Source organism: Kurthia zopfii (genome assembly GCF_003143955.1).
Classification (GTDB): Bacteria; Bacillota; Bacilli; order Bacillales_A; family Planococcaceae; genus Kurthia; species Kurthia zopfii.
In genome coordinates this window covers 1-1,676 of record NZ_QFVS01000079.1, presented here as the reverse complement: position 1 = coordinate 1,676, position 1,676 = coordinate 1, and the positions used below count along the sequence as shown (strand labels likewise).

At 51.6% G+C, this 1,676-nt stretch carries 1 rRNA gene; it reads left to right on the top strand.

What is annotated here, in order from left to right:
- The first annotated feature begins 55 nt into the window (after window positions 1-55).
- A 16S ribosomal RNA gene (locus tag DF281_RS14380) occupies window positions 56-1,609 on the top strand.
- Window positions 1,610-1,676 lie beyond the last annotated feature (67 nt).

The window sequence follows — 1,676 nt, the reverse complement described above, 5'->3', positions numbered from 1 at the left end:
TAAGCAATTGTTATCATAGATAACGCTAGCAAAGCAAATGAGCTTTCAAACACTTTTTATGGAGAGTTTGATCCTGGCTCAGGACGAACGCTGGCGGCGTGCCTAATACATGCAAGTCGAGCGAGATTATTTGAGTGCTTGCACTCAAATAATCTAGCGGCGGACGGGTGAGTAACACGTGGGCAACCTGCCCTACAGTTTGGGATAACTCCGGGAAACCGGGGCTAATACCGAATAATCCTTCGAATCACATGGTTTGAAGTTGAAAGGCGCTTCGGCGTCGCTGTAGGATGGGCCCGCGGTGCATTAGCTAGTTGGTGGGGTAATGGCCTACCAAGGCAACGATGCATAGCCGACCTGAGAGGGTGATCGGCCACATTGGGACTGAGACACGGCCCAAACTCCTACGGGAGGCAGCAGTAGGGAATCTTCCACAATGGACGAAAGTCTGATGGAGCAACGCCGCGTGAGTGATGAAGGTTTTCGGATCGTAAAACTCTGTTGTAAGGGAAGAACAAGTGCGTTAGGTAATGAACGCACCTTGACGGTACCTTATTAGAAAGCCACGGCTAACTACGTGCCAGCAGCCGCGGTAATACGTAGGTGGCAAGCGTTGTCCGGATTTATTGGGCGTAAAGCGCGCGCAGGTGGTTTCTTAAGTCTGATGTGAAAGCCCACGGCTCAACCGTGGAGGGTCATTGGAAACTGGGGAACTTGAGTGCAGAAGAGGATAGTGGAATTCCAAGTGTAGCGGTGAAATGCGTAGAGATTTGGAGGAACACCAGTGGCGAAGGCGACTGTCTGGTCTGTAACTGACACTGAGGCGCGAAAGCGTGGGGAGCAAACAGGATTAGATACCCTGGTAGTCCACGCCGTAAACGATGAGTGCTAAGTGTTAGGGGGTTTCCGCCCCTTAGTGCTGCAGCTAACGCATTAAGCACTCCGCCTGGGGAGTACGACCGCAAGGTTGAAACTCAAAGGAATTGACGGGGGCCCGCACAAGCGGTGGAGCATGTGGTTTAATTCGAAGCAACGCGAAGAACCTTACCAGGTCTTGACATCCCAATGACCGCTCTAGAGATAGAGTTTTCCCTTCGGGGACATTGGTGACAGGTGGTGCATGGTTGTCGTCAGCTCGTGTCGTGAGATGTTGGGTTAAGTCCCGCAACGAGCGCAACCCTTATTCTTAGTTGCCATCATTTAGTTGGGCACTCTAAGGAGACTGCCGGTGACAAACCGGAGGAAGGTGGGGATGACGTCAAATCATCATGCCCCTTATGACCTGGGCTACACACGTGCTACAATGGACGATACAAAGAGTCGCAAACTCGCGAGGGCAAGCTAATCTCATAAAATCGTTCTCAGTTCGGATTGTAGGCTGCAACTCGCCTGCATGAAGCCGGAATCGCTAGTAATCGTAGATCAGCATGCTACGGTGAATACGTTCCCGGGCCTTGTACACACCGCCCGTCACACCACGAGAGTTTGTAACACCCGAAGTCGGTGGGGTAACCATTTATGGAGCCAGCCGCCTAAGGTGGGATAGATGATTGGGGTGAAGTCGTAACAAGGTAGCCGTATCGGAAGGTGCGGCTGGATCACCTCCTTTCTAAGGAATTTAACGGAACAGACCTTTAGGGTCTGCGATTAACTGTCTTGCTGTTTAGTTTTGAAGG